29 protein-coding genes and 1 tRNA gene are annotated in these 26,744 nt (G+C 70.7%); 20 read left to right on the forward strand and 10 right to left on the reverse strand.

Features of this window, described 5'->3' with window-relative positions; all coding sequences use genetic code 11:
• Positions 1 to 42 precede the first annotated feature (42 nt).
• Positions 43 to 1,077: a PHP domain-containing protein gene (locus OG774_RS22350; RefSeq protein ID WP_328304432.1), complete on the forward strand. Its 1,035-nt coding sequence runs from the start codon at positions 43 to 45 to the stop codon at positions 1,075 to 1,077.
• Positions 1,078 to 1,157: 80 nt separating this feature from the next.
• On the opposite strand, the gene OG774_RS22355 is transcribed toward OG774_RS22350, so the two are convergent.
• Positions 1,158 to 1,958 carry an ArsR/SmtB family transcription factor gene (locus OG774_RS22355; protein WP_328304433.1) on the reverse strand — a complete coding sequence of 267 codons (801 nt, stop codon included), beginning with the start codon at positions 1,956 to 1,958 and terminating at the stop codon, positions 1,158 to 1,160.
• Between the two features lie 389 nt (positions 1,959 to 2,347).
• A complete protein-coding gene (locus OG774_RS22360; RefSeq protein WP_328304435.1) occupies positions 2,348 to 2,902 on the reverse strand; it encodes a hypothetical protein in 555 nt (184 codons plus the stop codon).
• A gap of 543 nt (positions 2,903 to 3,445) precedes the next feature.
• Between OG774_RS22360 and OG774_RS22365 the strand changes: the two genes are divergently transcribed.
• The 3 genes from OG774_RS22365 to OG774_RS22375 all read left to right on the forward strand — a co-directional run bounded on the left by OG774_RS22365 (position 3,446) and on the right by OG774_RS22375 (position 5,599).
• A tRNA-Lys gene (locus tag OG774_RS22365) sits at positions 3,446 to 3,521 on the forward strand.
• 341 nt (positions 3,522 to 3,862) lie between these two features.
• Positions 3,863 to 5,113 (forward strand): tyrosine-type recombinase/integrase, encoded by a 1,251-nt coding sequence (locus OG774_RS22370; protein ID WP_328304437.1) that lies wholly within the window; start codon positions 3,863 to 3,865, stop codon positions 5,111 to 5,113.
• 231 nt (positions 5,114 to 5,344) lie between these two features.
• A complete protein-coding gene (locus tag OG774_RS22375) occupies positions 5,345 to 5,599 on the forward strand; it encodes a hypothetical protein (protein WP_328304439.1) in 255 nt (84 codons plus the stop codon).
• Positions 5,600 to 6,879: 1,280 nt separating this feature from the next.
• Here the strand turns inward: OG774_RS22375 and OG774_RS22380 are convergent.
• Positions 6,880 to 7,728 (reverse strand): protein rep, encoded by an 849-nt coding sequence (locus tag OG774_RS22380; RefSeq protein ID WP_442873902.1) that lies wholly within the window; start codon positions 7,726 to 7,728, stop codon positions 6,880 to 6,882.
• Positions 7,729 to 7,846: 118 nt separating this feature from the next.
• On the opposite strand from OG774_RS22380, the gene OG774_RS22385 reads away from it, so the two are divergent.
• Positions 7,847 to 8,149, forward strand: a complete 303-nt coding sequence (locus OG774_RS22385; protein WP_328304443.1) for a hypothetical protein — start codon at positions 7,847 to 7,849, stop codon at positions 8,147 to 8,149.
• A 194-nt stretch (positions 8,150 to 8,343) separates the two neighbouring features.
• Positions 8,344 to 8,907 (forward strand): HD domain-containing protein, encoded by a 564-nt coding sequence (locus OG774_RS22390; RefSeq protein ID WP_328304445.1) that lies wholly within the window; start codon positions 8,344 to 8,346, stop codon positions 8,905 to 8,907.
• On the opposite strand, the gene OG774_RS22395 is transcribed toward OG774_RS22390, so the two are convergent.
• Both OG774_RS22395 and OG774_RS22400 read right to left on the reverse strand, forming a co-directional pair.
• Entirely contained in the window at positions 8,898 to 9,368 is a 471-nt protein-coding gene (locus tag OG774_RS22395) for an NUDIX hydrolase (RefSeq protein ID WP_328304447.1), read from the reverse strand. The genes OG774_RS22390 and OG774_RS22395 overlap by 10 nt on opposite strands.
• A gap of 4 nt (positions 9,369 to 9,372) precedes the next feature.
• Positions 9,373 to 10,116 (reverse strand): XRE family transcriptional regulator, encoded by a 744-nt coding sequence (locus tag OG774_RS22400; RefSeq protein WP_328304449.1) that lies wholly within the window; start codon positions 10,114 to 10,116, stop codon positions 9,373 to 9,375.
• A 197-nt stretch (positions 10,117 to 10,313) separates the two neighbouring features.
• Between OG774_RS22400 and OG774_RS22405 the strand changes: the two genes are divergently transcribed.
• The 12 genes from OG774_RS22405 to mobF all read left to right on the forward strand — a co-directional run bounded on the left by OG774_RS22405 (position 10,314) and on the right by mobF (position 22,422).
• Positions 10,314 to 10,517: a helix-turn-helix domain-containing protein gene (locus OG774_RS22405; RefSeq protein ID WP_328304451.1), complete on the forward strand. Its 204-nt coding sequence runs from the start codon at positions 10,314 to 10,316 to the stop codon at positions 10,515 to 10,517.
• The gene (locus tag OG774_RS22410) at positions 10,514 to 10,741 is read left to right on the forward strand and encodes a hypothetical protein (protein WP_328304453.1); all 228 of its coding nucleotides are present in this window, start codon (positions 10,514 to 10,516) and stop codon (positions 10,739 to 10,741) included. Before OG774_RS22405 ends, OG774_RS22410 begins: the two co-directional genes overlap by 4 nt.
• Positions 10,742 to 11,042: 301 nt before the next feature.
• On the forward strand, positions 11,043 to 11,477 hold the full coding sequence (gene ssb, locus OG774_RS22415) for a single-stranded DNA-binding protein (RefSeq protein ID WP_328304455.1): 435 nt from the start codon (positions 11,043 to 11,045) through the stop codon (positions 11,475 to 11,477).
• Positions 11,470 to 11,868 carry a WhiB family transcriptional regulator gene (locus tag OG774_RS22420; RefSeq protein WP_328304457.1) on the forward strand — a complete coding sequence of 133 codons (399 nt, stop codon included), beginning with the start codon at positions 11,470 to 11,472 and terminating at the stop codon, positions 11,866 to 11,868. The genes ssb and OG774_RS22420 overlap by 8 nt, the downstream gene beginning before the upstream one ends.
• 11 nt (positions 11,869 to 11,879) lie before the next feature.
• Positions 11,880 to 12,401: a hypothetical protein gene (locus OG774_RS22425; RefSeq protein ID WP_328304459.1), complete on the forward strand. Its 522-nt coding sequence runs from the start codon at positions 11,880 to 11,882 to the stop codon at positions 12,399 to 12,401.
• A complete protein-coding gene (locus OG774_RS22430) occupies positions 12,394 to 12,774 on the forward strand; it encodes a hypothetical protein (RefSeq protein WP_328304461.1) in 381 nt (126 codons plus the stop codon). Before OG774_RS22425 ends, OG774_RS22430 begins: the two co-directional genes overlap by 8 nt.
• Before the next feature lie 359 nt (positions 12,775 to 13,133).
• Entirely contained in the window at positions 13,134 to 14,648 is a 1,515-nt protein-coding gene (locus tag OG774_RS22435) for a type IV secretory system conjugative DNA transfer family protein (RefSeq protein ID WP_328304463.1), read from the forward strand.
• A 73-nt stretch (positions 14,649 to 14,721) separates the two neighbouring features.
• A complete protein-coding gene (locus OG774_RS22440; protein WP_328304465.1) occupies positions 14,722 to 15,756 on the forward strand; it encodes a hypothetical protein in 1,035 nt (344 codons plus the stop codon).
• Positions 15,753 to 16,472 (forward strand): hypothetical protein, encoded by a 720-nt coding sequence (locus OG774_RS22445; protein WP_328304467.1) that lies wholly within the window; start codon positions 15,753 to 15,755, stop codon positions 16,470 to 16,472. The genes OG774_RS22440 and OG774_RS22445 overlap by 4 nt, the downstream gene beginning before the upstream one ends.
• Positions 16,469 to 16,885 carry a hypothetical protein gene (locus OG774_RS22450; protein ID WP_328304469.1) on the forward strand — a complete coding sequence of 139 codons (417 nt, stop codon included), beginning with the start codon at positions 16,469 to 16,471 and terminating at the stop codon, positions 16,883 to 16,885. Before OG774_RS22445 ends, OG774_RS22450 begins: the two co-directional genes overlap by 4 nt.
• Positions 16,878 to 17,717, forward strand: a complete 840-nt coding sequence (locus tag OG774_RS22455; RefSeq protein WP_328304471.1) for a hypothetical protein — start codon at positions 16,878 to 16,880, stop codon at positions 17,715 to 17,717. Before OG774_RS22450 ends, OG774_RS22455 begins: the two co-directional genes overlap by 8 nt.
• A gap of 277 nt (positions 17,718 to 17,994) precedes the next feature.
• Complete coding sequence (gene mobF, locus OG774_RS22460; RefSeq protein WP_328304473.1) at positions 17,995 to 22,422, forward strand: MobF family relaxase; 4,428 nt, start codon at positions 17,995 to 17,997, stop codon at positions 22,420 to 22,422.
• A gap of 9 nt (positions 22,423 to 22,431) precedes the next feature.
• Here mobF and OG774_RS22465 read toward each other — a convergent pair whose 3' ends face one another.
• The 4 genes from OG774_RS22465 to OG774_RS22480 form a co-directional block, all read right to left on the reverse strand.
• Positions 22,432 to 22,617, reverse strand: coding sequence for a hypothetical protein (locus OG774_RS22465; RefSeq protein WP_328304475.1), 186 nt, complete (start codon positions 22,615 to 22,617; stop codon positions 22,432 to 22,434).
• Positions 22,618 to 23,006: 389 nt separating this feature from the next.
• Positions 23,007 to 23,183 carry a dodecin family protein gene (locus tag OG774_RS22470; protein ID WP_328304477.1) on the reverse strand — a complete coding sequence of 59 codons (177 nt, stop codon included), beginning with the start codon at positions 23,181 to 23,183 and terminating at the stop codon, positions 23,007 to 23,009.
• A gap of 33 nt (positions 23,184 to 23,216) precedes the next feature.
• A complete protein-coding gene (locus tag OG774_RS22475; RefSeq protein ID WP_328304479.1) occupies positions 23,217 to 23,345 on the reverse strand; it encodes a hypothetical protein in 129 nt (42 codons plus the stop codon).
• Positions 23,346 to 23,378: 33 nt separating this feature from the next.
• A complete protein-coding gene (locus OG774_RS22480) occupies positions 23,379 to 23,732 on the reverse strand; it encodes a zinc-binding dehydrogenase (protein WP_328304481.1) in 354 nt (117 codons plus the stop codon).
• 261 nt (positions 23,733 to 23,993) lie between these two features.
• Here OG774_RS22480 and OG774_RS22485 point away from each other — a divergent pair, with 261 nt between their 5' ends.
• Together OG774_RS22485 and OG774_RS22490 are read left to right on the forward strand one after the other, a co-directional pair.
• Positions 23,994 to 24,416 (forward strand): acyl-CoA dehydrogenase family protein, encoded by a 423-nt coding sequence (locus OG774_RS22485; RefSeq protein WP_328304483.1) that lies wholly within the window; start codon positions 23,994 to 23,996, stop codon positions 24,414 to 24,416.
• A gap of 14 nt (positions 24,417 to 24,430) precedes the next feature.
• Positions 24,431 to 24,904 (forward strand): RNA polymerase sigma factor, encoded by a 474-nt coding sequence (locus OG774_RS22490; protein WP_328311096.1) that lies wholly within the window; start codon positions 24,431 to 24,433, stop codon positions 24,902 to 24,904.
• Positions 24,905 to 25,516: 612 nt separating this feature from the next.
• On the opposite strand, the gene OG774_RS22495 is transcribed toward OG774_RS22490, so the two are convergent.
• Positions 25,517 to 25,975, reverse strand: coding sequence for a GAF domain-containing protein (locus tag OG774_RS22495; RefSeq protein ID WP_328304485.1), 459 nt, complete (start codon positions 25,973 to 25,975; stop codon positions 25,517 to 25,519).
• Between the last annotated feature and the right edge of the window lie 769 nt (positions 25,976 to 26,744).

Below are 26,744 nucleotides of genomic sequence, written 5' to 3' on the forward strand. Positions count from 1 at the left end.
GGCGCGGCCCACGACCGCCTCGGGTGGGGTATCCCTGACCACGTGACCGCCCTTCCCGTCGACGGTGACCCGATCGCCGCACTGCGCGCCGTGGCCTTCTATCTCGAGCGTGAGCGGGCCGAGACCTACCGGGTGAAGGCCTACCGCTCCGCGGCGGAGCGGCTCGCCGAGCTGGACCCCGACGACGTCGCGGCTCGCGCGCGGGCCGGCACGCTGACCGACCTCAAGGGGGTCGGGAAGAAGACGGCGGCGGTGGTGACCGAGGTCCTCGACGGCGGGACGTCGGCGACCCTGTCCGACCTGGAGAGCCGGCACACGGAGCCCGTCGCGGGCGGGACGGGCCTCCGCGCCGCGCTGCGCGGCGACTGCCACACGCACTCGACCTGGTCCGACGGCGGCAGCGACATCCTCGAGATGGCTCGTACCGCGCGCGACCTCGGACACGAGTGGATGGTGCTCACCGACCACTCCGAGAACCTGACCGTCGCCAACGGCCTCACGCCCGAGCGCCGGCGCCGACAGTTCGACGTCATCGCCGCGGTGAACGAGGAGCTGGCGCCGTTCCGCCTCCTGCGCGGCATCGAGGTGGACATCCTCGAGGACGGCGACATCGACGCTCCCGACGACCTGCTCGAGGAGCTCGACCTCGTCGTCGCCAGCGTGCACTCCAAGCTGCGGGCGCCGAGCGACGTGATGACCGCCCGCATGGTCGCCGGGGTGTCGCACCCGCTGGTCGACGTGCTCGGGCACTGCACCGGGCGCCTGGTCACCGGGGGCCGCGGCACCCGCCCGCCCTCGACGTTCGACGCCGAGGCGGTGTTCGACGCCTGCGTGGAGAACGGCGTCGCGGTCGAGATCAACTCGCGCCCGGAGCGCCTCGACCCGCCGCGCCCCCTGCTGCGCCAGGCCCTCGCCGCGGGCTGCGAGTTCGTCGTCGACACCGACGCCCACGCCCCCGGCCAGCTCGACTGGCAGCCCTACGGCTGCGAGCGCGCGGAGGAGTGCGAGGTGCCGGTGGAGCGGATCGTCAACACCCGCTCCGTCGACGACCTGGCCGCCTGGCGTTCTCGGGGCTAGTCAGTCAGCACTCTCCGAGTGCAAGCCCTGCGTCCTCGCTGGCACTCAACGCCAGGAAATCCGCTTCCTCGACCCGGCGCTCAGTCGGTCACCACGGCCTCGCCGGTCTCGAGCACCGACTTGAGGTTCGACAGGATCGCCGGCCAGCCGCCCGAGACCCCCTTGAGCATCTCGCTGTCGGGCACGAAGTCGTCGTGGGTGACCGTCAGCTTCACGGCCTGCCCCGCCGGCTCGATGTCGAAGGTGACCTTCGAGCGCTTCTCCTGCTGCAGCTCGGCCAGGCGCTCGTCGCTCCAGCCGAACATCTCCTGCATCTCGGGCTGGTAGTTGTGCCAGGTGAAGGACAGCCGCCGGGGCGGATCGGCCTCGAGGACGTGCTGGTCCCAGTCGTTCGGCTCCTCGCCGCCCATCGACCAGAGGACCTTCGAGCCCACCGCCCAGTCCGACGTCGGACCGCCGCCGTCGTAGTACTTCGCGATGAACGCGGGATCGGTGAGCGCCTGCCAGAGCTTCTCGGGCGTCGTGCGGATGTAGGTGACGTAGACGAAGTCGTCGGACATCTCGGTCTCCTCGGAGTTCTCCTGCAGTGCCTGCTTGAGGTCGGCGAGGGTCTGCGCCCGCGCCCGGTCGTACCGCCGGATCCACCGGTCGGCGACGTCGTTGATCGGCGCGGCGTTGAGGTGGTGGTGCTTCTCCCGCCCCTGCCACGAGGTGACGACGAGACCCGCGGTCTCGAGCACCCCGAGGTGCTTGGCGACGGCCTGGCGGGACATCTCCAGACCCTCGCCGAGCTCCCGCAGCGACTGGCCGCCGCGGGCGTGCAGCGCGTCGAGCAGAGCCCGTCGACTGGGGTCGGCGAGTGCGCGGAACACCTCGTCCATCACGCCTCCGATCAGGCAACCCTGCGGTTGCCTGTCCTACCATAGGCAACCTATCGGTTGCTCGTCAAGGAACGTGCCGGAAGCCGTTTGCGAGGTGATCGAAGCGCGCCTAGCGTGGTCGGTACACGGGAGAGGAGGTGGTCCAGCGTTGAAGAACGACAGGACTCGTGAGGTGTCCGTCAGCTAGCTGCTCGAAGGCCGTGGAGTGGCCGGTCCGCAGGCGATGATCCTGCGGCAGGGCGGCCAGCGAATCCAGGCAGGACACCAGCCCCCGGAGTTCCCCGACCCTCGTCCAGTCGGGGCCCGACCGCCCGGCATCGCCGGTGCGGGAGGGAGCGCTCCGGGGGCCTTCCTGTCTCCGGGGCCGGCGACGCGCCCGGGTGCGCTGCCTAGTGCGCGGCGCGGGGCCGGTCGTCGATGCCGAACGAGGCGCCGTAGGGCGCGTCGAACGTCGAGCCGTAGGGGCGCTCCCCGGTGGCGTCGTCCCGGGCGGCCGGCATCGGTCCGGAGGCCAGCGGGTCGCCCGCGAACCGACGGTGGTCGTCCGGGATGCTCTCACCGGTCAGCCAGGGCAGGGGCGTGGAGCCGGTCGACGGCGAGCGCCAGCCCCCGGTCGCGGGGAACGGGGTGGAACTCGGGGTCGAGCTCGGTGCGTCGGTGCTCTCGAGAGGGCCCTCGAGCGGGTCATCCCGGCGCGCGGCATGGGGCTCCGGAGGGCTGAGCCGGGTGCGGCTCGGGCCGGGGCCGTGCGGCCCGGTGCCGGGCAGACCGCCCTCGGCGACCCACTTCGCCTCCTCGGCGATGCGGTAGGTCTGGCACGGCCAGCTGGCCCGACCGCCGGCGTGGTAGCACTCGCGACAGTTCCCCTGAGGGTCCGGCACGTGCTCGGCGAGCACCTTGCGCCAGAGGTCGGGCATCTCGGACATGACCACGGCCATCGACACGTCGTGGCCTCCTCTCCGTGCGGTCGGGAGGCCTGGGTGGCGTCCCGTCGGGGCCCACGGGGAACCGTGCGGCACGCGGCGGGATCGAGCCGTGAATCAGGGAGCGCTCGGTCCCACCGCACCGGTCGTGCACACCGGGAGTAGGTACTCCGGTGCTGCGAGTGTTTGGTACCCGTTTCCTCGTCGCTGCACGATGGTCAGCGGACGGTGACGCCCTGCTACGCAACGTCATACGGGTGATCGGCGCGTCGCTCCGGCGTGTCGGGGAGCCCTGGCGGTGCTCAATCGCGTGCGTTGCGCTGAGCAGCGGAAACGACGTTCTCGAACCCTCGCGCGGTGATCGGCCCTCACTCGTCCAGGTCCGTCGGGACGGCCGGACGCCTCCCGGGTGGGTGGTGCCGGCCACGACTCCTCGGTCGCTGTGGCGTCGCCGAGTGGAGCAACAATTGCGCTGAACGGCCCAGCGATACGGTGGCCTCGGCCATCGACCCCAAGTCGGGGCAGCGCCGCGGTTACGCTTCCCCCGCGGCCGCACCGCGGCCCGGGCCTCTAGCTCAATGGGCAGAGCTACGGACTTTTAATCCGTTGGTTGTGGGTTCGAGTCCCACGGGGCCCACCACGTCTGACCAGCAGGAACAGGAGCTCCCGCGGCCCGCGCAGTGACTCTAGGGCCCGTCGTGGAGCAGATCGTGGAGCAGATCGAGCTGTACGCTCCTCGTCGTGGCTCCTGAGCGAGGCCGTCGAGGCGCACAGCGGGGCACGGTCGAGACGTTGCCGAGCGGATCCCTGCGGGTCTCCCTCTTCGCCGGCTGGGACCCCGTCACCGGCAGTCGGATGTACCTGCGTGAGGTCATCCCTCCCGGCCCCAGGGCCGCCCGTGAAGCAGAGAAGGCTGCGCGTCGCCTCGGAACTCAGCTCGACGAGCGCCGGAGTCCCCGGACGTCCGCGACCGTCAACCAGATGCTCGACAAGTACTTCGAGGTCATCGACCGCGATGCGAGCACGGTCTCCACATACGTCGGCTACGCAGACAGGCACGTCCGCCCGCTCATCGGCGGCCTGAAGGTCGGAGCCCTCGACGGAGACGTGTTCGACTCGTTCTACGCAGAGCTCCGGCGGTGCCGGGCTCACTGCGATCGGCGCCCTCGCCTCGACCACCGGACGTCTCGCGAACACACCTGCGATGAGCGTTGCCGTGACCACGTCTGCCGCCCGCTGGCGCCAGCGACCGTCCGTCAGATCCACTTCATCTTGAGCGGCGCCTTGAAACGCGCCGTCCGCTGGCGCTGGATACCCGCGAGCCCAATCGAGTCGGCAGAACCTCCGGCTGCCCCGAAGCCGAACCCCACGCCCCCTTCGCCCGAGGAAGCTGCCCGCATTCTCAACGAGGCGTGGAAGGACCCGGACTGGGGCTTGCTGGTGTGGCTGGTCATGGTGACGGGCCTGCGACGCGGGGAGCTCTGCAGTCTCCGGTGGCGCGACGTTGACCTCGTGCGGGGCACCCTGATGTTGGCGCGGAGCATCGGCCAGCGAGGAACACAGCGGTGGGAGAAGGACACGAAGTCCCACCAGCACCGTCGTCTCGCTCTCGACGACGAGTCCGTCGCTCTCTTCCGCGCTCACCGGGCACTGTGCGAGGAGCGGGCTCGCGCCGTGGATGCCTCGCTGACCGACGACGCGTTCGTCTTCTCGCGGGACCCTGACGGCTCGACCCACCTCCTGCCGGATTCGGTCTCCCAGCGGTACACGAAGCTCGCCACGCGTCTCGGCATCAAGACGACGATCCACAAGCTGCGTCACTACTCGGCGACCGAGCTCATCTCCGCGGGCGTTGATGTCCGCACCGTGGCGGGGAGGCTCGGTCACGCAGGTGGGGGCACTACGACCCTCCGCGTGTACACCGCGTGGGTCTCGGAGTCTGACCAGCGCGCTTCCTCGACGTTGTTCTCACGGATGCCGTCCCGCCCGGCGCCGACATCGCGCGCTCGTCCGGCACTCGACGCGGTGCATCCGTACGAAGTCGTGGCGCACGCTCTGGCCGAGGAGATCGAGGCCGGCGCCTGGCCAATTGGCGAGCTGTTGCCGTCGTTGGTCTCGCTCGCCGAGAAGCAAGCGGTGTCGGTGTCGACTGTCCAGCGAGCGATGAAGTTGCTGGAGAGCTGGGCGTACGTCCAGGTCGTGACCGGACGCGGAGCCAGAGTCCTGCCGTGATCGCTTCGCGCGATCATCGATACGCGCTATAGCCCCGTGACCGTGTCTCTCGTAACCGGGCCCAGTCCACCCGACCTACTTCACGATTACGGCCTTGATGCCTACGAACGTGAAGGATGAGATCGGTAGGCACGAGGACCCAGCGCGCCGATCGATGCAGGACACAGAGCGGCTCCGGCCGGCGGTGCAACGCCGGCTCCGGGGCCGCAACGGACGCTGGAGGTCCGACGTATGAGCATCATCCCCGACGTGCACCGCCCAGACCTAGCGCTGCTGGTCCAGCTCGCAGCCGCCGGCCCTCTGGACATCAGGACCGCCCGGGTGGAGCCGCAGCACCGATACAAGATTGACGTCCGCGACCCCGCGCTGACAACGATCTACATCAACCGCGACAAGGCGCCCTCCGAGCTCGCGACCGGTCTCATCGAGCATGTGAGGGACTGCGCCGACACCGGCAGGAGCAGCGGCGAGCCGGGCTGCGCGTGATCCAGGGCGGTACTCAGTGACCACCTCGCGGTCCGGCCGCATGCGCGTCGTCGAGGGCACGACGGAAGATCAGAAACGTGACCGCTAAGCCAGCGCATCCACGATCACCGAACTCGCGTAGGGAAGGGACTAGATGGCCGGAGGAGTTGCGCAGCTCCTCCCTGGTCCCTTCCCTACGCTCGTCCGTCTAGCGGGCGAGAACTTCGACAAGCTGGAGCAGTGCAGTCGAAGCACCCAGGGCTGCGGCGGCCACGTTGAACCAGATCACGACTCTGGCCACCCTCCCTCTCTTTCTCTTCTCCATCGCAGACTTTCCCGACGTGCTCCGGTGGCCCACGGAGCGCGGCCTGACGGCGGGTTGCCGCCAGCCTCGGGTGCTCCCTTGTGGCCGACGGGTCGCGTGGTCACTCATACACGGAGGGGTCTGCAACCACAGACGGTATTGGGCAGTCCGGGCCAGCGGAGTGGATCGTGAATCCGATCCGCCACTGCATGGAGAAGGTGCGGCTTATGACTCCTGCCCCGAGCAGGAGACGGCGGCTTTTACCACAAAGTCGATAAGCTGTGGGAAATCCATCATTGGTTCTTCTTATCGGAGGCCGCCTGAATACGACTAGCCGGAGCGTAGCGTCGCCCTCGCGGTGAGGTCGTGATTGACGCCTGGGGTTGCGCAGCCTCGGGCTTCCTTGCGCACCCCTCCGTGGGCTCGCCCGCCTAGCGAGCGAGAGCTTCGCCCAGCAGGGTAGAAGCGCCCAGGGTCGCGGTGGCCACGTTGAACTAGATCACGACTGTGGCCCCGCGATCCTCTCCGTCCCGCTCGACTTCGAACGGGGCTCGAGGCCGTCCGCCGACCTGCGGCAAGGTCACGCCGGTCCGCGCGACGGCCTCAGACACCGACTCGACGCCGACCTCGTCGGTGGCGCGGTCGTCGCAGATGACCCAGCGGACGACCTGTCCAGGTTCGGCGGTGCCAACGACGAGCTCGGCGAGGTCCGGCGTGCTGTGCTCCGGCCCGGAGCTCGACCCGCCAAGGCCCTACTAGCCCTACCACCAGGGCTGCCGGGTCTCGTCGTCCTCGTCGAGCAACGCGCGCAGCTCCACCACGACCTCGGTCATCGGTCTCCTAGTACGGCTCGCGCCTCATCCCGCACCGTGGCGGGACCTCCCGGCGCCGCCCAGGATCACGCCCCGGTGGTCGACACCATTGCCACGACAAGCGGCGCTCGTCGAGCCACGCAGTCGCGGCGGATATGCCGCCCTGGTCGGTGCCGGCGAGGAGCTCAGCCTGTAACCGCCTTCGGCTGATCATCGTCCAGGTCTCGCCGACGAGGAAGAGGGCGTCGTCCCCGCCGGTCTTCGGCCGCGATCTCCTCATCAGACTGCTCGCGGCTGAGACCGGCGAACCGGCGCAGGTCCATCCGGCCGAGGCTCCACGTAAGCTGCTTGCGGCCATGGCTCGCAGCCTCGTACTCACGCCACAGCTCTACGTCCCTGACCTCGTAGGTCTCGGTCGCGTCGCGGAGCAGGGCGCACGGGGACCGGCCAGCGCGGGAGTCCTTCGTGAACGTCGAGGTCAGCTCGAGCGACGCCTTCGCGAAGTACGCGCCGAGGCCCTCGTCCCCGCCGACCACGCGCCGGATGTCGACTCCGCGGACCGGGGTCGAGTCGAAGTTATGCCGGCGCAGTGCGCGGTCCCAGCGGCGCCAGGCTCGAATCGGGACCCAGGCCGAGTCGCGTTCGGTCACCGCCGACGACCAGGCCGTGAGTGCGTGGACGTGGCAGTGCCAGCCCGATCGGCGGGTGTGGGTGATCTCGACGACGCGCGCCCAGTCGAGCATGCCGACCTTGTCGCGCATCCACTCCTCGCCGCCGGTCACTGCGCGCGAGGCGGCCGAGACGGCGTCCCGCACGTCGCGGAGACGGTGCCCGCGGTGGTGGCGGACCGTGAAGGTCGTGAAGTCCATGACGCCGCCGACGGCTTCGACCGCGGCCATCACGGCGGCGAGTTCTGAGGCCCGGCGTGAAGCAATCTTCCCGGAACAGCACGGGCATACCCACACGCTGCCGCAGGTGGCGACTCCGGCGTAGCCGCTGCGTCCGGGCCGTGCGCAGGACGGGGTTCCCGGCACGGGCGCGGGACCGCCGCATCTCGGAGGTGGACTGATGGCCTGCCACAAATGCGCAGCCTGCGGCGCCGACCTAGCCCAAGATCAGGCCAGCTGCACATCCTGTGGCAGCCGAGACCGCGTGATCGAAGTGACCGACGAGCTGCGCATCGACGAGGGACTCAGGGGCAAGGCGCGCCACGGCCAGCCGGGCGAGGTCAAGCCCCACCGCGAGCAGTACAGCGAGATCAAATGGAACGGCGACCGGCAGCGCATGGAGCGCCGGGTCGAGGTGGTCGATCGCGAGAACGACTACTACCTGCAGGAGTGGCGCCACCTGGACACCAACGAGGTGACGTTTCGGAAGGAAGGCAGACTCAGCGACCCGGCGATGCATGGTCAATCAGCCCGACGGGGCCGACCCGAGCGTCCACACGACTCGTAGCTAGCCCTCGGGGTCCTCGAGCCCGTTCGCGCGCATCCGCTCGACGATCTCCTTGGGCGTGCGCGGGGCCGGCTCCACGAACGCGCCCTCGACCGCCAGAACCTGAAGTCGTCGGTCGCGAACTTCTCGTCAATCTCCTGCGCCCACTGACGGACGAGATCGCGGGCCGGCTGCTGCGGTCTAGGCTGTCCGGAATGCCGTTCGAGCCGCCGCGTGCTGAAGATCAAGCAAGGCGACTACTCGCGGTGGCCCTCCCGCGACGCTGGGCGCACGTACTCGCCGTAGCCAGTAAGGCGCGGGTGATCGGCCAGGAGCTCGGGGAGGACGGTGAGCTCCTCGAGGCGACGGCGTGGCTGCACGACGTCGGGTACTCACCCGACCTCGCGAGCACCGGTTTCCATCCCCTCGACGGGGCCCGGTATCTCCGCGAGGTCGTCGCACCAAAGCGCGTCGTAGACCTCGTCGCCTTCCACTCGGCAGCATGGGCGGAGGCCCAGGAGTTCGGCGTTGCCGGCGAGCTCGCTGAGTTCGAGGACGAGCGAACGCTGACCCGCGACCTTCTCTGGTATTGCGACATGACCACCGGCCCGGACGGAACGGACCTCGACTTCGAGGACCGCATGGCTGAGGTGAGAGAGCGCTACGGCCCACACCACTACGTCACTCGGGCGCTCGACGCTGGCATGGACGAGCGCCGCGCTGCTGTGCGCCGCTCAAGGGAGTGGCTGATGTCGGTCGGGCTCGCGGATCAGGTGTAGTACGGCGGGGCATCGGTCCTGAAGCCGTGGTCGATCCGAAGCCGGATCGAGGGGTGGACGTCGATGCCATCGAGCTCCGCGCGGGGCACCCACACGACTTCGCTCGACTCGTCGCTCGTCCGGGGCGCGCCAGCAACCGGCCGGGCGCGGAAGCAAATAGAGAACTCCTGGCGGACCTCGCCGTCGTCGTAGGCCATGACGTGGTCGGGATTGGAGTAGATGCCGACGAGACTGGTCACGTCGACGGTAATCCCGGTCTCTTCCTCGGTTTCGCGAACGACTGTTTTTGTCATCGTCTCGCCGAGCTCGTGGCGGCCGCCGGGTAGCGCGTAGTAGCCGTTGTCGGTTCGGCGGATCATCAGCAGCTGGTCGTCGTCGTCGAGGACGAAAGCGCTGACTGCGATGACGATGCTGTTCGCTCGAGGAGCGTCCGGGTCGTTGAAGTGATCGGTTCTGGCCACGCCACTACCACTCGGCCGGCTTCGACTGTTCCCACACGTCTACAAAGCTGCCCTCGTAGGTGTCGAACACGTCGCCGGCCGCCAGTTTCCGGAGATGCATTGCGGGTGCATGCGGACCGGGAACCCCGAAGACGTGCATATTGACGATCATCTCATCGTCGAACCGGAAGATCGAGTTGTACAGCGTGGTCTCGTGGAAGCGGAATTCGACGCCGTCGGTGCGGAGGAGTGGTCGGTAGCTGACGAGGCCGTACCGGATGCGTGCTCCCAGCACCCCGAGGCCGAGCTTCTCCTCCGCGCTCCGGCGCTCGGTGGCCTCGCTCTCCGGCGCGCCGAAGGCGATCCGCACCGCGACACCGGCCTCGGCCTTGGCCTTCAAGGTGGCGATGAAGCCGGGCCGCTCATGGAGGAACTGCCCGGCGTGCACGAGCACGTCGATCCGTGCTGACGCCCGTTGCAGCAGGTCCTCCCACAGGCGGGCAGGCACGTCGCTGCGGTGCGGGAACGTCTCGACGATCTCCGAGGTCGCAGCGTTCTTCTGTCGCTGAGCGGGCACGGCGGCTGGCCACAGGTACGACTCGCTTCGCCCCACCAGGGCAGCCAGGACACCTCGATGCCGGGGGTACGGAACCCGATCTTGGGTGAGCCACCGTTCGACGGTCTTCGCGTCGACCCCGACCTGGTCGGCTGCCGTGGAGGTCGAGTGCCCGGCGTGCGTCAGGGCGTCACGGAGACGTTCGTTGGCCATCTCGAACCTCCGCGCCTTGCCTAGGGACGACTTCATTCTAGCGAAGACGTCCCTAGTTGTCCCGCCTGATGGTGTAGGCGTCCCCTGCTTTTCCGCACTCTTGCGTTGCCTCGCCGCCAATCGGCGAGCACGGAAGAGCTTCGGAGGACACCGTGACACTCAATGAAAGGACTGCGACAGCGCCGACGTTCTACGACGTGGCCGAGGTCGCCGCAATGTTCAAGATGTCGCGCATGACGGTCTATCGCGCGATCAACTCCGGCGAGCTGCGGGCGATCCGCATCCGTGGTCGCCTGCTGATCCCTGCTGCGGTGATCGAAGGACTCGTCGCGGAAGCGACCGCCGAGCGATCGGGCGGCGACTCTCCGCTACTTGGCATGTTCCGTGGAGAGCGGTCATGAGCGTCGGGCTGCTGATTCTCTTCGCAATACTGGGCGCGTTCATCTGCGCGAAGACTAGGTCCGCCGCTGGTGCCGTGGTGTTCGCGCTCGTTGCTCTTGTGCTGTTCATCGGCACACCGGCCGGTCAGGGCCTGCCCGGAGTGATCGGCGGGTTGATGTCGGCCGTGGATCAGGCCACGACGCCGGCCTTGACGGGCGCCTCGGAGACGACCACCGACGGCTAAAGGCTGCCGCGACCGAAGGCGCTCAAGGCCGCGCGGCCGCGGAACCAAGGCGGAGCCGCCGCCGGCGACGCCGAATAGGTAGGTCCCGCCGAGCGTGAACGAGCCGTTCCTCCCGCCTCAAGGGCGCCTGCGGCGCCGCTGCGCGGCCGGACGAGTCCGGCCCTTGACCCCGGAGACCTCGACGCCCCGCGGCCCCCGCACGCGGGGTGAAGGCAGCCAGGACGCCTCCACCCGCAACCGGCGGGACCCACCGCACCCAGCTGTGCGACCGACGCAGCTGATCACTTCTGAGGAGAACGACATGAAAGAGACGACGCTGACGATCGTCGGCAACCTGACCGATGCGCCGGAGCTGCGGTACCTGCCGAGCGGGGCAGGGCGAGCAGGGTTCACGGTCGCTTCCACACCCCGGCGTTTCGACCGCCAGCAGGGCACGTGGACCGATGGCGATGCCCTGTTCCTGCGCTGTGTCGCATGGGGCCCGCTTGCGGACCACGCTGCTGAGTCGCTCGACAAGGGCGACCGGGTCGTGGTGGCCGGCCGGCTGCGCCAGCGGTCCTTCGAGACCGCCGAGGGCCAGCGCCGGCAGGTGATCGAGCTCGAGGTCGACGACCTCGGGGTGTCGCTGCGCTACGCCACGGCCCGACCTCAGCGCACGAGCGCGCCTGCCGGCCGCGCTGGCGACCCCGAGAGCGCCGAGGCCTCGGCGGAAGAGCTGGTGGGCGGCCATGAGTGACACGAACTGGCAGGTCCGAGCGGCGTGCCGGGGTGTGGACCCGGAGCTGTTCTTCCCGGAGCCATCGGACGAGCCGCTGGTGCGTCACCAGATCGCGGCGGCGAAGGCGGTCTGCAGGCGCTGCCCCGTGCGCGAGCAGTGCCTGGCCGAGGCGCTCGAGCGTCTTCCACACGGAATCGCCGGCGGGCTGACCGAGCACGAGCGTCGCCGAGCTCGGGCGCAGCGCGAACGCCCGGGGGAGCGAAAGCCGCGGTGGCTGCGCCTCCTCGAGGCTGGGTCTTCCCACACGGAGATCGCGGCTGAGTACGGGGTGAGTGTCCGCACCATCGCGCGATGGGCCTCCCGGCAGCCCTCAGATCACTCGGTGGCTCAGGGGGCTGGTCGCCGATGAGTGCCCTCGACATGAGTCGACGCGAGCAGGCGGCGTGGCGGACCCGCGAGCTCGTGCGCCACGTGGCCGTCATCGCGTTCGCCGCGGTCGAACACCAGGAGCCGATCGAGGGCTTCCATGGTTTATCCCGCCCCGCGCTGGACGATCCGCTGACCGGAGTCCGGGCGGGACGACTCGTGTCCGACATGGCGACCGCTGCGCTGCGGGACTGGGCGCTGCGAGCCCGTGGCGGCGGCCGAAGCTGGGACGCCGTCGGCCAGGCCCTCGACCTCCCTGCCGAGCCCGGCAGGAGCACCCGCGGTGAGGCGGCGTGGGAGTGGCTCATGGAGCACCGACCTCCGCCTCCTGCGGTCGGTAGCCAGCTGGCCTCTGCGGTGTGGACGTGCACGACCTGCCGTGGCCGCGTGCGCGACAGCGGCCCCTACGCCTCGCATCCAGACGACCGCGAGACGGGCCATCTCGACGACTGCGCCCGCCGCGCGGCGGCACTCGATGTGTGGCGCCACGACGTGGAAGGAGACACCGATGCCTAGTCGTAGGCCGACGCCGAGTGCGCGCATCGGTGCGCCGGCGCGGACGACGTGGCCGCTGCTGCTGGGGGTCGAGCTGGTCCGCGCGGATGTCGCGGCCTCGGTCCTCGGTGTCGTGTGCGGGGATTCGCCATGCGGTGGGCCGATCACGTGGGCCCTGTTCGTTGACGCAGCTCTGGTGGGGCGCACCGACGAGGCGATGACCGACGAGGCCGCCCAGGCGTGGGCGAAGCGCATGACCGGGGAGGGGACGCGGTTCCAGCTCGCCCGTCCTGGCGGCGGCTACTGGCTCGCCGACCCCGCCGACCCCGCCGACCCCGCCGGCTCAGCCGTGCCTGCGGACCTGCGGCCCGGCGAGGGCGGGAGGCCGTCATGATCTCGACGCTGCTGATCCTGGTGCTGATGCTCGGGTTGACCGCGCTGTTGGTGATACGCGGTGCGCTCCGTCAGGCGCTGGTGTGCGGGGTGTTCACGAGCTTGCCGGCGACGACTCTGGTGCAGGCTCTGCCCTGGCCCGTGTGGGTCGTTGCAGGCGCGGTGGTGCTGCTGCTGGGCTGGCACCGCTGGTCACGGTCGCGTGCCACTGTGCTCCGGTGGTCGGCGCGGTCCCGGCGCCGTGCCGGGGTCGCCTCGAGCTTGGACTTGGCCCGGCACGCAGGAACGGTCGCGACCCGCCGTCGGGCGTGCACAGTCCGCCCCTCCCTCGCCGCCCTCACCCGTCGGGAGCGGCTGGGGATGCCGACCAGGGCGGTGGGGGTGGAGCTGTGCCGGGTGGGGGTGCAGAGGGTCTGGTCCTCGATCGAGGACGTCACTCTCGTCTTCGGCGGCCCCCGCACCGGCAAGACCGGCTGGCTCGCCGGCCGCGTCCTCGACGCCCCCGGTGCCGCGGTCGTCACCTCGACCCGCACCGACCTGCTCGAGCTGTGCGCCCCGATCCGGCAGAAGAGCCACGGGTCGGTGTTCGTGTTCAACCCGGTCGGGCTCGGCGGCCTGCGGTCGACGATCAGCTTCGACCCGCTGACCGGCTGCACCGACCCGGTCACGGCCACGGAACGCGCCACCGACATGGTCGCAGCGACCTCGCGCGCCACTCACGGGGACGCGGAGCGCTGGGACGCCCAAGCCCGCCGCGTCCTGGCCGCCCTGTTGCACGCCGCCGCGCTCGGCGGCGGGTCGATGCGCGACGTGCTCGGGTGGGTCGCCGACAACGACCGCGCCGCCCGGGAGGTGCCCGCGCTGCTGCGGCGCAGTCAGGTGGAGACCTTCGACAAGGCGGCCGAGCAGTTCGTCACCACCAATGACCGCACCCGTACCTCGATCACCAACTCGATCATGCCGGCGCTGGGGTGGCTCAACCATCCCGACGCTGCCGCTTCCGCTACGGCGACCGACCAGCCCTTCGACGTCGAAGCCTTGCTGGCGTCGAAGGCGACGGTGTTCCTGCTCGGCGCCGAGGAAGCCGACACCGGTCCCCTGGTGTGCGCGCTGACCGGGCACATTGCCCGTGAAGCCCGCCGCATTGCCACCACGAAGCCGTCGGGGCGGCTCGACCCGCCGCTGCTGCTGGCGCTGGATGAGGCGGCCCTGATCAGCCCTGTCCCGTTGGAGAACTGGACCGCGGACATGGGTGGGCGCGGGGTCACGATCATCGCGCCGTTCCAGTCCCGCGCCCAGCTGTTGGCCCGCTACGGGGAGCACAAGACCGCGACGATCCTGAACAACACCGGCTCGGTGCTGTTGTTCGGCGGCACGCGCGACCAGGCCGACCTGCAGTTCTGGTCGACCCTGGCCGGGGAGCGCGACGAGCGGATCACCACCACCGACATGCGCGGCCGGGTCGCGTCCAAGACGGTGCGCAAGGTGCCGGTGCTCGCTCCGGCGCAGATCGCGAACCTGCCCGCCGGGAAGGTCGTGGTCTACCGCCGCGGGATCGCCCCGGTCATCGGCCGCGCCCGGATGGCCTGGACCCGCTCCGATGTCCGCGCCCAGCGCGGCCTCCCGGCGACCATCGGCTGGCGAGGCCGGTGGCGCCGGACCCGCGCCTGGGTAGATGTCGGTCTCCCCGCCCTGCTGAGGCGCCTTCGGTGTCGCTTCACCAGCCCACGCCCCGCCGAGGCGCCGACCTGGCCGCCCCGACCGAGCCCCGGCGCGCCGCTGGTCATCGACATCGACCCCGTCGTCGAGCCGGTCCTCGGCGAGAAGCCCCCGAGCCCCGGCCCGCTCACTGAGGACAGCAGGCAGCAGCCGTGACCACGACGCCACAGCCACTTGCTTCGACCCGACCGCTCCGACCCGCTCCGACTGCTTGGAGGAGGCCCCCGCGATGACCACTCCCGCCGATCACCACCCCGACCACAGCCCCGTCAGCAACGTGGATCGCAGGACCGACGACGCAGCCGGCGACCACGGCGCCGATCCTTCGGAGGCCCTGCATGGACGCGACGAGGGGCTCGACCTCGCCCGGCTCCGCGAGATCACCGACCGCGACAGGTTCGCGGTGTACGACCCGACCGCGCCGGGCGGCGTCCGCTCCCTGAGCCCCACCGAGCAGCACGCCCTGACCGACTCGATCCGCTCGAGCCAGCTCGGAGCCGAACTGGACGGGGCCGACACCGGGCTGCACTCCGAGTCGCCGTACCGGCCGGATGCCGAATGGGGCGACCCTGACTACCGCGAACCGGCCAGCAACGCCGAGGCCGCCGCCCGCACCGCTTACGTCCACGAGCACTTCCCGGCCACCGGCTGGACGCCCCGGGCGAACACCGAGCTCGAGGACACCCTCGACGACGCTGCCGAGCGCGCCGTGCTCTCCGACCGCGCCCACGACCCCGACCCGCAGGCGTGGGCCGAGTACCGCCGTCTGCTCGCCCTCGACCAGCTCGCCCCCCTACCCACCGACCCCGACGCCCTCGACGACCCGCCGCACCGCGAACCCGGCCAGGGCGACTACAGCGACGACACGACACAGCCTCAGAACGACTGGCACCACGAGGATCGCGTCCTGCGCGATCACCTCGCCGACGACGCCGCCCAGAGCGGCGGCAGCACGCACGACGGTCCCTTCACCGACACCCAAGGCCGCCGGTGGGCCTCGACCGGCGCGTGGGCAGCGGGCACGTGCGACCCGGCCAAGGCCACCGACACCACCCACCCCGACGACCCCGAGCGGCTGCGACGCCGCCTCGAGGACCTCCGCGCCGAGCTCGCGACCCGAGACGACGCACCCCCCAACATGGAGGAAGACCTGCGGCGCGAGCAGCTGGCCCGCTGGCACGACGACGACGCCGCCGGACATGGCCTCGATGGTCGCGGCGAGACACCCGATGACGGCGAGGGCCGGGCGGGGTGGGGCCCGTGACCCGCCGCCCACCCCAGCAACCCGGCAGCGGCGAAGACGGCGAGTTCGCGCGGGTGCAAGCGCTGGCCGGGTTGGCGCGGGAAGTCGACGGGCTACGCCGCGGCCTGGAGGCTCTGGTCGGGACCCCGACCCGGGTCGACGACCTGGCCCGCACCGTCGCCCAGCTCGCCGACGCCGTCGCTGCGACCCCGGCCCGTCCCGGGCCGACGGTCGCGCCGTCCTGGCTCACAGCCCCCGCCGACGCCGAAGCCACGGCCGGGCTGCTCGAGGACCTCACCGGCTGGCTGCGCGCGGTGTTCCTACGCTACCCCGACGGGGCCGCGGTGCTGCCGGAGTGCTGGCTGTGGCACCCCGACGTGGTCGAGGAACTGCTGTGGCTGATGCATGCCTGGCGCGCCGCCTACGAGGGCCGCGGGGCCTCGGTGCAGCTCGCCGGGGACTGGCACGACCGCCAACGCCCCGGCGTCATCCGCCGCGTGAAGACGTCGGCAGGGTCGTGCAGCCGGGAACGGCACCAGTCCCGACCCGGCTGGCACGACCAACCCGGCGGCGCCACCCCGGTCCCCTCCCTCGACGCCACCGCCGATATCGCGGCGTGGTGGGCCGAGGCGCGTGACGACCCCGGCCCCGAACCCGCCCGCCGCCCCGACCGCGGCGATGACTGGCTGACCGGGCCCGGCCTGGGAACCAACGGCAACAACGGGGCGCACCGGTGAGCCCCGCAGGACCGCCGGCCGACGGGAAGCCTTCGCGCGCCGAGCAGCGGGCGCGGGAAAAGGCCGAGTGGGCCGACCACGACGCCCTCATCAAGCGGCTCGGTGAGCTGTGGCCGAACTACGGCTGCTTCTGCGGCACCCTCGAGGACCTCCGCGAAACCGTGGCCGACCTCGAACGCCGCGCCGCACGCACCCGCCCGAGCCGGCGCAGCTCAGCACGGGGCGAATCGTCTGCGGACGGCGACCCGCAGACCGCAGCACGGCTCGCGGTCAGTCGCGCGCGGCAGCGCCTTCAGCACGGGCACGAGAGCGGCTACGGCGACCTGGGCGCCGGCATGAGCCGCGGGCAACTCGACCGGCCCCACGCTCGCGGCGCAACCAGTAGCGACGTGGGCGGCGACGTCGATGACTGACCGCGCCCCCGGCAAGAACCCGCCGCCGGGGCGGGCGGTGCGGGCCGCGATCTGGCTGCCCGGGCTCGCGGTCGCTCTCGGCGCGGCTGCGGCCACCGCCCATGGTCTCTACGAGGTCACCCTCGCCGCGCGGGTACCGGCGGGGATCGCCTGGCTCTACCCGTTGATCACCGACGGTCTCGCCCTGGTGGCCTACGCCGCCACCGCCCGCTTGACCGGCCCGGCCGCGCGCTACGCCTGGACCGTCGTGGTCACCGCCGCCGGCTTGTCGGGGCTCGCCCAGGCCGCCTACCTCGCCGGCGGCCCCGCCGTCGAGGTCGCCCCCGCGCTGAGGTTCGGGGTCGGCGCCTGGCCCGCCATCGCCGCCGCCGTGGTCGCGCATCTGCTCTACCTGCTCGCCACCGACGACCTGGTCCAGCCCAGGACGGTTCACCAGCACGGGCTGTTCGATCCAAGCTCCGTTCAGCACACGAGCGTTCAGAGCACGCTGTTCAGCCCGTCCAATGTTCAGCCTCAGGCCCTGCCCGACGGTGTTCAGCCGACCCGTGACGGACTCAGTGAAAGATCCGGCCCGGAGGCCGGCGGCGACGCCGCGTCAGAGGCTTCGCCACCGCGGGCGGCGCCGTCACCGGCCCGGGACCGCGCTGAGGCGGCCGCGGTGCGTCACGCCCAGCGCCACGGGGCCTGGCCGACCGTCAGCGAGCTCGAGACCGGCGCCGAGGTCTCCCGCGGCACCGCCGCCGCCGCGCTCAAAGCGCTGCGCGAGCAACCGCTGCCCCTGCACCTGATCAACACCACCGATCACGACCCCAGCAACGAGGCTCAACCATGATCACCCACCGGCCGATCACCACGACCACGAGCAAGAACCAGAACCAAGAGAAAGACCAAGAACCAGGACCACTTCCCGACACCGATCACTACGCCGAACAGACGACCAGACACGACCAACAAGACACCGACACGAAAAGATCAAGGGAAAGATCAGAAGACGCACACCTAGGCATCACGATCCGAGGGTCCGGGCCGGCCTCCGGCCTGCCCGAAGGACCGACCCGCTCCGCCGTCGTCGCTCAGCCGCCGCTGTCGATCTTCGCTGGGTCGTCCGGATGCTGAGCATCGCGTCTGGCTACTCGCCGGACTACCTGCTCCACGAGGTCGCGACCGGCCGCGAGTCCTACTACACCGGCGCGGTCACCGACGGCGAGCCGCCGGGGCGGTGGTGGGGACGAGGAGCCGAGAAGCTCGGGCTGAGCGGGCTCGTTGACGCTCAGGACATGCGTGGTGTCTACGAGCGTTTCCTCGATCCACGCCACGAAGGGTTCGCCGACCCGGGCCGGTGGGACGAGGTCCCGACCCTCGGCCACACCGGCCGCCGGTACGCGACCGAGGATGAGTTGTACGCCGCCGCGCTTGAACGCGAGCCCGACGCCTCGGCTGAACGCCGCGCTGAACTCCAGGTCGAAGCCGGCAAGCAGGCCCGGCACAACGTCGCCTTCCTCGATGCCACGTTCAGCGTTCAGAAGAGCGTCACCGTGCTGCACACCGCGTTCGAGGCCGAGGAGGTCAAGGCCCGCACGGTCGGCGACGAAGACGCCGCCGCGGCGTGGGGCGAGTACCGCCAGGCCGTGGAGGACGCGATCTGGGCGGGCAACAACGCGGCGCTCGCCTACCTGCAGGATAAGGCCGGCTATGCCCGGGTCGGTCACCACGGTGGCGCCGCGGGTCGGTGGGTCGACGCGCACGGGTGGGTGGTGGCGTCGTTCTTCCAGCACGACAGCCGCGACCACGACCCGCAGCTCCACATCCACAACCCGATCCTCAACCGCGCGCCCGGCGACGAGGACGACGAGTGGCGCACCCTGGACTCGCGGGCGATCCACAAGTTCCGGCCCGCGGCGGCCGCGGTCGGCGAGCGCACCACCGAAGAGCACCTCGCCCATGCGCTGGGGCTCCGTCTCGCCATGCGACCCGACGGCAAGGCCCGCGAGGTCATCGGCATCGACGACACGGTCACCGACCTGTTCTCCTCGCGACGCCGCGCGGTCACCGAGAAGGCCGCCGAGCTCATCGCCGAGTTCGAAGCCCACCACGACCGCGAGGCCAACGGACTCGAGCGCGACCGGCTCTCGCGGCAGGCCACGATGGCCACCCGCCAGGCCAAGTCCCACGACGGTGAGACCCGCACCGAGTTCCTCGATCGTGTCGACGCCCAGCTGCGTGGCGAGGTCGCCGGCGGGTTGCGCGCGGTCGCCGACGATGTGCTCGAGGCCCGCGAGCAGGACCGACCGGTGCCGGGAGTGTGGTCGCCGAGGGAGGTCCTGGAGACCGCGCTGGCCGACGTGCAGACCCGCAAGGCCGCCTGGACCCGCGCCGATCTCACCCGCGCGATCAACGACGCCCTGCCCGACACCCTCGGGCTGACCGACGGTCGAGACGTGGCCGGCCTGCTGGACTGGCTCACCGACGAAGGCCTCGACCTCGCCACCCCACTCGACGCCGCCCGCCCCGGCGACGACGCACTGCCCGACGAGCTGCGCCTGGCCAACGGACGCTCGGCCTACGACGCGCCCGGCGCCAAGCTCTACGCCACCCCCGAGCACGTCCACACCGAACGCGCCCTCGCCGCGGCCGCCCGCCGTGGCGACGCCGCCGCGACCCCGAGCTCGATCGCCGACCGATTCTTGGCCCAGCTCAGCGGCTTCGGGCTCGAGCTCGGAGCCGACCAGGCGGCCGCCGTCCGCGGTGTCCTCACCTCGGGAGCGCGGATCGAGACCCTCGTCGGCCCGGCCGGCACCGGCAAGAGCTTCGTCGTCGGCAACATCGCCAGGGCCTGGTCCGACCCCGACCTGCGCGGCGCTGCGGCCGGACGAGTGTTCGGGCTGGCCACCAGCCAGATCGCCACCCAGGTCCTCACCGACGAAGGCCTCGACGCCCGCAACGTCGAGCGCTGGCTCAAGACTCAGGACCGCCTCGCGCAGGGCGCAGAGGTTGACGACCCGTCATCGTGGCGGCTGAGGTCGGGAGACCTCGTGGTGGTCGACGAGTCCGCCATGACCGACACCGCCGCGCTGGCCGCGATCCACGAGCACGTCGATGCGGCCGGGGCGAAGCTGCTGCTGGTTGGTGATCACCGCCAGCTCGCCGCCGTCGGAGCCGGCGGCGGAATGGACCTGCTCGCCCAGACCGGTGCGCGCTACGAGCTCACCGAGACCCGCCGCTTCCGAGAGGGATGGGAAGGCCCCGCGTCGCTGCGCCTGCGCGACGGCGACGAGGGCGTGCTGCGCGACTACCACCGCCACGGGCGCCTCCTGGACGTCGGCACCCTCGACGACGCCGAGGCTTCCGCCCGCCGCGGCTGGCTCGCCGACACCCTCGCCGGGCACCGCTCGGTGCTCGTGGTCGACACCAACGAGCAGGCCGACCGACTCTCCGCCGCGCTCCGCGCCGAGCTCGTCCGCCTCGGCCACGTCGCCGAGCACGGCGTCGCGCTCGGCCGCGACGGCAACCACGCCGGCGTCGGCGACCTCGTCGCCGCCCGCCGCAACGGCTGGGAGCTCACCGGGCACCGGGACGGGGACCACATCAACCGCCGCGGACCGATCAACCGCGAGAGCTACCGCGTGACCGCTATCGGCGACGACGGATCGCTGACCGTCGCCCCCGTACACGGCCGCGACCCCGAAGGCGCCGAGGTCCTCGGCGACCGCATGGTCCTGCCCCCCGACTACGCGGCCAGCGACCTCTCCCTCGCCTACGCCGGGACCGTCCACTCGACCCAGGGCCTCACCGTCGACACCAGCCACCTCGTCGCCGGCCCCAGCACGGGCCGCGCCGCCAGCTACGTCGGGCTCACCCGCGGCCGCCTGGCCAACACCGCCCACGTCGCCACCACCACCGCACCCGCCGACCCCGCCGACGGCCGAACCACCGACCACTCCCTGCACCGTCATCCCGTCGCCGTCATGGCCGGGATCCTGACGCGCGACGACCACACCGACTCGGCGTCAGCCCTCGCCACCGCGACCGAGTCCGCCACCGACACCGGCAGCACCCGCACCGCGGGCGAGCTCTTCGCCGATGCCGCCCACCTCGCCGCCACCGAACGCACCGGACGCTGGCTCGACCGGCTCGCCGCCGACGGCACGATCACCGGCCACGACCGTGCCCGGCTCGCCGCCGAAGACGGCGCGGCGTCTCTCACCCGCGTCCTGCGCCGTGCCGAGATCGCCGGCCACGACCCCGAGGCGGTGCTGCGCGAGGCGGTCACCGACCGGCCGCTCGAGGGCGCCCGCAACCTCACCAACGTGATCCACGGTCGCGTACGCGACGCCCACACCTACGACCCCGTAGGGCGGAGCTGGACCGACTGGACCCCGGCCACAGGCCGCGCCGACTGGGACCGCTACCTCGCCTCCCTCGCTGACGCCGCCGACCGGAGCAGCGCCGAACTCGGCGACCAGCTCGCCGCGGAACCACCTGCATGGCTCACCAAGGCGCTGGGACCAGTGCCCGAAGCGCTCGACGAACGCGAGCAATGGCAGAACCGGGCCACCGCCGTCGCCGCCTGGCGCGACCTCAGCGGCCATACCGACGACGAGGACGCCCTGGGCCCGGCCCCCGGCCCCGGCAAGGTCGAGGCCTACGCCGCCTACCGCTCGGCCTGGCGAGCCCTCGGCCGCCCCGAGATCGACCGCGAAGAGCTCGAGCTCTCCGACGGCCAGCTCCGCGTCCGGGTTCGCGCCCACGATCGCGAATCCGCCTGGGCACCCCGCTACGTCGCCAACGAGCTTGCCGGCACCCACCAAACCGCGACCCGAGCCCAGCAGGACGCTCAGCTCCGCCGGGCGGAGGCCGACGCCGCCACTGACCCCGACGAGCACGTCCGGCTCGGCTCCGAGGCGGAGCAGACCTCCAGCCTCGCCGCGACCCTCGAAGCAAGGGCCGCCGAACTGACCGAGCTGGACGACGCCCGCTCCCGCTGGCTCGCACACACGGCCGGTACCCGCTCCGCCGCCGAACGCGCCAAGGCCGAGCTCGCCGCCCGCCATGCCGACGACGAACCGGAGGCACGGACCACGGCCGAGGAGTGGCTCGCCGCGCACCGAGCAGCCGTGTCGGAGGACGAGACCCACCGCGACGTCACCGACGACGACATCACCGACCGACCCGCCGACCTCCACGATCACCAACCGGCGGACGAAGCGGCCGACGACGAACCCGAAGGGATCGACCTCGAGCCTGCCGGGCCCGACATCCGCGAGGAGGCAGCTGCGGAGCCTGAACCCGTCGCCGAGGACCACGTGCGTGTGCCCACCGCCGATGAGACCTCCTCGGCAGTCGAGAAGGCCAACCGCGCCCTCGCCGAGATCCGTGCCCGCGAGGAGGCCGACGCACGCAACGAGGAAGAACACCGAGCCGAGCAGCTCGCCCAGTGGCAAACCCACGACGCGCCCTCGGAGACAGCCGACGCAAGCGAGCCCGAAGACGTCCAAGAGGAGTCCCAGGCGGACGATCTCGACGAGGTCGATGCCTGAGACGTGTCGTCAGCGCTCGAGCGGAATCTCGGCGGCGAGTGGCGGAGGCCCCTCGCGGCGCCAGGCCCAACGCAACGTGGCCCGAATGCCCTCGCACCACCCGGGGCGGGACCGCACGAGGTGCGGGCGCGTCTCCTCGAGCCGCTCGGCAGCGAGGAACTCCGCCTCGATCAACTCCTCGTACGCGAGGCTCACCCGCCGTGTCGCCGGCGCCGGGGTGGAGTCGGCGAGGCCGTTCGCGAGCCGAGACGGAGCAGTGGCCAGCCACCGGCACGTTGCGGCGACACCCGCGGCGTACCAGCCCAGGCCACCGCGAGCAGTGTCGTGATGTGCCCGGCTTGAGGCTGACCTCCAGACAGCCACGAAATCAGCTCGAGGTACACGGACGTTCCGCGCCGGGATGGCGGCCAGGTCCGCCTCGGTGACGTCCACGCCCACACGTTGACACCGCACGCCGACAACGTGAAGGGCCTCGGACGCCAGCGCACCATCTCTCGCGGGGACATGCCCAGGCTCCCCGCCTTCGCGTGGAGCCGGCGGACCTCAGGGCTTGGTGTCCTCGAGGGCGAAGCCCACCTTGAGCGTCACCTGAGCGTGCCCCACCTCGCCGTTCTCGACGTGCCCCGAATCTCGGACACCTCGAACCAGTCGATCTCGCGGAGTGATGCCGATGCGCGCTTGATCGCTCCGCGGATGGCGTCGTCGACGCCCTGGGCGGAGGTCCCGACGATCTCGGTCTTCGAGTACACGTTGTCTGCCACGGATGTCCTTCAGCTCTCGTAGGGAGTTGAGTTTCAGCGCGTCGGGTCGACGAGCACCTTCAGCTTCTGACCGGCGTGCAGCGCGTCGAATCCTTCGGTCACGACGTCGGTGAGGGCGATCTGCTCGACCCAGCCGGTGGTGTCGTAATGGCCCTGGGCCATGAGGTCGATGACGGCGCGGTAGTCGTCGGCGGTCTAGCAGAGCGTGCCCTGGATGCGCTTCTCGCCCATGACGAGGTGCAGCAACGTGGTCTCGAGAGGCTTCTCGTAGATCGCGACGCTGACCATCGTGCGGGTGGGGCCGATGGAGGCCAGCGCGGCCTCGACGGCCGGTGCGACACCGGCGGCGTCGTAGGCGGCGTCGGCCATCCGACCGTTCGTGTGTTCTGCGACGGCGGCGGGGATGTCGACGCTGGTGGGGTCGAGGGTGATCGCGCCAAGTCGCTCGATCGACTCGCGACGGACCGGCGAGGGCTCGACGACGAGAACGTCCTCGATGCCCTGACCGCGCAGGCCGAACCACCTCGCCGAGGGCGATCGCGTCGCCATCGAGCCCGTCTACCGCTGCGACGCCTCGTGAGCGGCGGGCTCCCGCTCGAGGGCACCACGGTCGTGGCCCTGGAGCAGGCGGTCGCGGTGCCGCAGATGCCGTTGTAGCCCACCTGCACCTTGACTTCGCCGGCGCCGGGCGACGGCGTCCGTGTGCCGGAGTCACACCGGCTGTCGGGTGGGCGGGGCACGTTCTCCGACGCCGGCGGAGTCCTGCAGCGGACGCGCGCCAACGCGGCATGGGGGACAGTCGGGGTGCAGATGGCGGCGTACGAGCTGGCACTGTCCTACGCGCAGCAGCGCGAGCAGTTCGGCCGCCCGATCGCTGGATTCCAGCTCATGCAGGAGCTGCTCGTCCAGATGCTCGGCAACGTCACCGCGTCGCTCGGCATGGCGGTGCGGAACGCCCAGCTCCTCGACGCCGGACGCGGTTCGGACGCCCACTCCGCGCTCACCAAGGAGTACTGCCGGCGTGCGGCGGATCTCGGGCACGGCCTCCGGTGGCACGCGAACGAAGCTGATCAGCGCGAACTCGAACGCGCCGTCCAGGTCGCCGGCGTCGACCAGCTCCCGGTAGCGCCACCCCGGACTCGCGCTCCGACGCCGAGCTGCTCGCCGACTACGTCGCCGGAGACATGGACTCGCTCGCGGTCCTGGTGCACCGCTACTAGCGGGTCCTGCTGACCCTTGTCCGTCGTCTGGCCTGGTACGAGCCGGACCCGGAGGCCGTCGTGCAGGAGGTGTGGCTCAAGGTGCTCAAGCACGCCGGGACGTACTCGGGGCAGGCGAAGGTGTCGACCTGGCTACACCGCATCACCGTCAACGAGGCTCTCAACGCTGCCCGCCGCCGCAAGGCACGGCCGTTCACACCCATCGGGGAGATCTACAAGTCGCACGACCAGCCCGACCGGACCGACACGGGCGATCCTTCGCTGGCCGTCGACGACCGCGAGCAGGCCCTCGCCGTCCTGCCCGAGCTCCTCGCCCTCCTGCCCCGCGACCAGCGCGTAGTACTAGAAGTACTCCACCTCGACGGGCTCACCAACGAGGAGGCCGCGGAGCTGCTCGGTGTGGCCGTCGGCACGGTGAAGTCCCGTGCGCACCGGGCCCGCATGACCATCCTGACCGATCACGCGGTGCAGGGCCGTTTCGCGGACCCCTCGGATCAGTGACAGCGGCTCGCCGTTCCGACCCGTCCCGCGACGGGTGGGAACGGCGAGCACTCGAGCTGCGTCAGACCATCATGACGACTCGTGACACCAGCTCGCTCCCGATCGCCGACCTCAAGGTCGAGACCTTCGGCAGCGCCTTCCGAGGCGCGATCAGCCGGTTGTTCGCCTCCGCGCTGGACGGCGACCGGCGCGCTGAAGCCGCCCTGCACCTGTTGGGCAGCTTCGACGACACCGCTCAGCACGCTTCTTGGGCGCTACTCCGCGCTGACCGGTCCTTTGCACAACCTGCAACGTGCGACTTGCTAGCGAGCGTGGACCGCGTTGTAGCGACGCTCCGCGACCGTCAGCCCAGTCTTAACGCGCGAGCGGACGCGCCCAGGCCGCGGTGCCGTGACGGACGCGACGCCATCAGATAAGGACATGTCCGGCTCTCACGACCCTTCAAGATCGTCCTAGCGAGCGTCCAATCGCGACTTGTGGGTTCGACGGTGACCTCGCTTGAGGCGGCGATGGTCCTTGGAGTGCGGGAAACCGACCTGCGGCCAACAGCGTGGGCGAGCTGCCGCAGTGCCGCAGGGGTGGGTCCGACGGCGGCGCTTAACGGTCATCTAATCAGCGGCCCAGGCCGGACGCGAGCAGGTGTGCAAACACCTCGGCCTCCAGCTTGTCGTCGGTGGTTAGGGCGCCGACTACGGGGTCATCAACCGTCAGGAGACCAACGATCTTGTCGTCGGCGACGACCGGGGTGCAGATGAAGGTGCTGTATCCGGCGTTGGTCGGGTCCCAACCCGCCACATGCTCCTTCTCTGTGTCGGGGACGAAGCGAGTCTCTCGGTCACGCGCAAGGCGTAGCACCTCACGACCTCGCTCACTGCTCTCAGTGAAGTTGCCTCGAGGCTCCTCTGTACGACCTGCGTGAACTTGAAACTCGAAGCTCTCGGGGGGCCCAGGGACGTACTTGAAGAAGCTGACCCGCGTCTCCTCGCTACCGATCGTCCTTGCCGCAAGGTCGACTGCGAGTTGACTCAGCCGCGCTTGCTTCTCGCGCCGAGCGCCACCGTTGGTCGCCACGTTGATGTCCGCGACTAGTCGAGCAACTGGCGCGAAACCCTTGTTGAGAGCCTTGCGGTTGCGTTGGACGGCACGAGCAGCGACCTCGGTGGTGCGGGTCTCCCTGGCGCGGGCACCTGCCGCCTGGCGGACTGGGAGGAGGAAAGCTAGAGCCGCGCAGAAGCAGCCGAAGGCGAACAGAGGCGAACGGACTTCCGGGGGGACCTCCTCGCCCAGCACAACCTGAGAGGCCCAAGCTCCGACAGTGAGCAGGCTGGAGGTCAGCGACCCCGCCCACCACCGCTTCGCTGGTGTCTCAGCTCTGCTTGGGCCGCTCCACCAACGCTCCAGCCAGGCCCCCCCGGGTACAGCCATAGTGGATCGAGCTTACCGAGCGCTACTTGCGTCACACGGCCGGGTCTCGTAGCCCGCCTGGAGGACTCGCCGTCTGTGTCACTATCGTGACGCAGCACGCTCTGTGAGCTGCTAGCTTCGGAAGAGTGAAGGGCCTGGTTCTCCTACTGTCGTGCCTCCATGGTAGATCTCGAGCATGTCGGGCACCTGGCTCGCTTCTTGGGGGATGCAGTGACTAGTGGAACTTCGAGCGCCAGCACGGGACGCCACTGGGACGTTGATCGGATCCTCGAGGATCCGAAGACCTATGTGAATGAGTCAGAGAGTCAGAGGGCCGATGAGGCTCGAGCCTTTGTGATCCAGCAAGTCATGTTGCAGTCCTATAGCAAGCGCGCCTTGAAAGTAGACCACTTACTGCGAATTTGGCTTGCATTGG

The sequence above is a fragment of the Actinomycetospora sp. NBC_00405 genome (assembly GCF_036044095.1).
In the GTDB taxonomy this organism is placed as follows: domain Bacteria; phylum Actinomycetota; class Actinomycetes; order Mycobacteriales; family Pseudonocardiaceae; genus Actinomycetospora; species Actinomycetospora callitridis.

What these genes read in the sequence shown, in the direction of transcription:
- OG774_RS22355 (WP_328304433.1), bottom strand. Translation starts at nt 1,958, where the DNA reads ATGGACGAGGTGTTCCGCGCACTCGCCGACCCCAGTCGACGGGCTCTG.
- OG774_RS22370 (WP_328304437.1), top strand. Translation starts at nt 3,863, where the DNA reads ATGCTCGACAAGTACTTCGAGGTCATCGACCGCGATGCGAGCACGGTC.
- OG774_RS22375 (WP_328304439.1), top strand. Translation starts at nt 5,345, where the DNA reads ATGAGCATCATCCCCGACGTGCACCGCCCAGACCTAGCGCTGCTGGTC.
- OG774_RS22390 (WP_328304445.1), top strand. Translation starts at nt 8,344, where the DNA reads ATGCCGTTCGAGCCGCCGCGTGCTGAAGATCAAGCAAGGCGACTACTC.
- OG774_RS22400 (WP_328304449.1), bottom strand. Translation starts at nt 10,116, where the DNA reads ATGGCCAACGAACGTCTCCGTGACGCCCTGACGCACGCCGGGCACTCG.
- OG774_RS22410 (WP_328304453.1), top strand. Translation starts at nt 10,514, where the DNA reads ATGAGCGTCGGGCTGCTGATTCTCTTCGCAATACTGGGCGCGTTCATC.
- ssb (WP_328304455.1), top strand. Translation starts at nt 11,043, where the DNA reads ATGAAAGAGACGACGCTGACGATCGTCGGCAACCTGACCGATGCGCCG.
- OG774_RS22420 (WP_328304457.1), top strand. Translation starts at nt 11,470, where the DNA reads ATGAGTGACACGAACTGGCAGGTCCGAGCGGCGTGCCGGGGTGTGGAC.
- OG774_RS22425 (WP_328304459.1), top strand. Translation starts at nt 11,880, where the DNA reads ATGAGTCGACGCGAGCAGGCGGCGTGGCGGACCCGCGAGCTCGTGCGC.
- OG774_RS22430 (WP_328304461.1), top strand. Translation starts at nt 12,394, where the DNA reads ATGCCTAGTCGTAGGCCGACGCCGAGTGCGCGCATCGGTGCGCCGGCG.
- OG774_RS22435 (WP_328304463.1), top strand. Translation starts at nt 13,134, where the DNA reads ATGCCGACCAGGGCGGTGGGGGTGGAGCTGTGCCGGGTGGGGGTGCAG.
- OG774_RS22440 (WP_328304465.1), top strand. Translation starts at nt 14,722, where the DNA reads ATGACCACTCCCGCCGATCACCACCCCGACCACAGCCCCGTCAGCAAC.
- OG774_RS22455 (WP_328304471.1), top strand. Translation starts at nt 16,878, where the DNA reads ATGACTGACCGCGCCCCCGGCAAGAACCCGCCGCCGGGGCGGGCGGTG.
- mobF (WP_328304473.1), top strand. Translation starts at nt 17,995, where the DNA reads ATGCTGAGCATCGCGTCTGGCTACTCGCCGGACTACCTGCTCCACGAG.
- OG774_RS22475 (WP_328304479.1), bottom strand. Translation starts at nt 23,345, where the DNA reads ATGGCCCAGGGCCATTACGACACCACCGGCTGGGTCGAGCAGATCGCC.
- OG774_RS22480 (WP_328304481.1), bottom strand. Translation starts at nt 23,732, where the DNA reads ATGGCGACGCGATCGCCCTCGGCGAGGTGGTTCGGCCTGCGCGGTCAG.
- OG774_RS22485 (WP_328304483.1), top strand. Translation starts at nt 23,994, where the DNA reads ATGGCGGCGTACGAGCTGGCACTGTCCTACGCGCAGCAGCGCGAGCAG.